This is a genomic window from Phenylobacterium sp., from assembly GCF_031425575.1.
Taxonomy (GTDB): domain Bacteria; phylum Pseudomonadota; class Alphaproteobacteria; order Caulobacterales; family Caulobacteraceae; genus Phenylobacterium.
On the sequence record NZ_JANPJP010000305.1, the window covers coordinates 1 to 1761 of the forward strand.

The 1761-nt window shown below is 66.4% G+C and carries 1 protein-coding gene; it reads left to right on the forward strand.

Going from position 1 to position 1761, the window contains the following annotated elements:
- Positions 1-1754, forward strand: a 1754-nt coding sequence (gene cysN / locus RMO97_RS17140) for a sulfate adenylyltransferase subunit CysN (protein WP_310542237.1), incomplete at its 5' end; no start/stop codon positions are given.
- Between the last annotated feature and the right edge of the window lie 7 nt (positions 1755-1761).

Here is a 1761-nt window from a genome sequence, read left to right on the forward strand (position 1 = left end):
ATTCCAAGATGATCCTGGACGACCAGATGGCGGCCCTGGAGGCCGACTCCAAGCGGGTGGGCACGCAGGGGGGCGACATCGACTTCGCTCTGCTGGTGGACGGCCTCGCCGCTGAGCGGGAACAGGGCATCACCATCGACGTGGCCTACCGGTTCTTCTCCACCGACAAGCGCAAGTTCATCGTCGCCGACACCCCTGGCCACGAGCAGTACACCCGCATCATGGTCACCGGCGCCTCGACCGCCGACGCCGCCGTGATCCTCATCGACGCCCGGCGCGGGGTGCTGACCCAGACGCGGCGGCACTCCTATCTCGTGTCCCTGCTCGGCATCCGCCACGTGATCCTGGCCATCAACAAGATGGACCTCGTCGGCTGGAGCCAGGAGACCTACGACACCATCCTGGCCGAGTACCGCGCCTTCGCCGCCCAGATCGGCATCACCGACTTCACCGCCATCCCGATGTCGGCGCTGAAGGGCGACAACATCACCGAGCATAGCGACGCCGCCCCCTGGTACGACGGCCCGCCGCTGATGCACCTGCTGGAGACCCTGCCGGTCGAGGATGACCTTCAGAGCCGGCCGTTCCGCATGCCGGTGCAGTGGGTGAACCGCCCGAACCTGGATTTCCGCGGCTTCTCCGGCCTGATCTCCACCGGCGTCATCAAGCCCGGAGACAAGATCAAGGCCCTGCCCTCGGGCCGCGAGAGCACCATTGACCGCATCGTCACCTTCAACGGCGACCTGGACCAGGCCGTGGCCGGCCAGTCGGTGACGCTGACGCTCACGACCGAGATCGACATCAGCCGCGGCGACGTCATCTCTATCGCGGACGCCCCGCCGCCGGTGGCCGACCAATTTGAGGCCACGGTGGTCTGGATGGACGACGAGGCCATGCTGCCCGGCCGTCCCTACCTGATGAAGGTCGGCGCCCGCACGGTCGGGGCCTCGATCACCGAGCCCAAGTACAAGGTCAACGTCAACACCATGGAGCACCTCGCCGCCAAGCGGCTGGAGCTCAACGAGATTGGGGTCTGCAACCTCAGCCTCGACGCCCCCATCGCCTTCGACCCCTATGCCGAGAACCGCGACCTTGGCGGCTTTATCCTCATCGACCGGATATCCAACCGGACTGTGGCGGCGGGCATGCTGCACTTCGCCCTGCGCCGCAGCCAGAATGTCCACTGGCAGGCCCTCGACGTCGACAAGGCGTCGCGCGCGGCGCTGAAGGGCCAGCGCGGCCGGGTCGTCTGGCTGACCGGCCTCTCAGGCTCGGGAAAGTCGACCATCGCCAACCTGGTGGAGAAGAAACTCCACGCCAACGGCCGCCACACCTACCTGCTGGACGGCGACAACGTCCGCCACGGCCTGAACAAAGACCTGGGCTTCACTGACGAGGACCGGGTGGAAAACATCCGCCGGGTGGCCGAGGTCTCCAAGCTGATGGTGGACGCCGGCCTGATCGTGCTGGTCTCCTTCATCTCCCCGTTCCGCGCCGAACGCCGGCTGGCGCGCGAACTCCAGGCGGAGGGCGATTTCGTCGAGGTCTACATCAACACCCCGCTGGAGGTGGCCGAGGCCCGGGACGTCAAGGGCCTCTACAAGAAGGCACGCGCCGGAGAGCTGAAGAACTTCACCGGCATCGACAGCCCGTACGAACCGCCGCACCAGCCCGAAATTCGGGTCAACACGGTCGCGATGACCCCCGCCGAAGCCGCCGCGTTCATCGTCCGCCAGATCATGCCGCTCAAATGACTGTTCT